The following is a 380-nucleotide window of genomic DNA, read 5'->3' as shown; positions in this document are numbered from 1 at the left end:
GCGTATTGCCGGCGGGCAACCAGTCACCTCCTGACGATATTGTCATCACATCCCGCTCGGTCGTGAATCAGGGGATCAGCGTCGAAACGATGCAGGTTAACTGGTCAGCTGTCAGCGGCGCTATTGCCTACGAGGCACAGTGGCGCCGTAACGACGGGAACTGGATTAATGTGCCGCGCAGCTCGACCACCTCGTTTGAGGTCAGCGGCATTTATGCCGGTCGTTATCTGGTTCGCGTCCGCGCGATCAATGCGGCGGAGATCTCGAGCGGCTGGGCGTATTCCGAAGAGAAAACCCTGACCGGCAAGGTCGGCGAGCCGCTGGCACCGCTGGCGCTGGCAACCCGTTCTCTGGTTCATGGGGTCCAGGTTAGCTGGGAG

Annotated in this window: 1 protein-coding gene; it reads left to right on the top strand. The window is 60.8% G+C overall.

The genetic code is table 11. From position 1 onward, the window contains the following. Nucleotides 1–380 (top strand): fibronectin type III domain-containing protein (locus HG543_RS54330; protein ID WP_211194843.1); only part of this gene is annotated, 380 nt, incomplete at both ends.

Source organism: Pyxidicoccus fallax (genome assembly GCF_012933655.1).
Lineage (GTDB): Bacteria > Myxococcota > Myxococcia > Myxococcales > Myxococcaceae > Myxococcus > Myxococcus fallax.
Note: the sequence above shows the minus strand (reverse complement) of the source record. Positions and strands in the feature narration are given on the sequence as shown.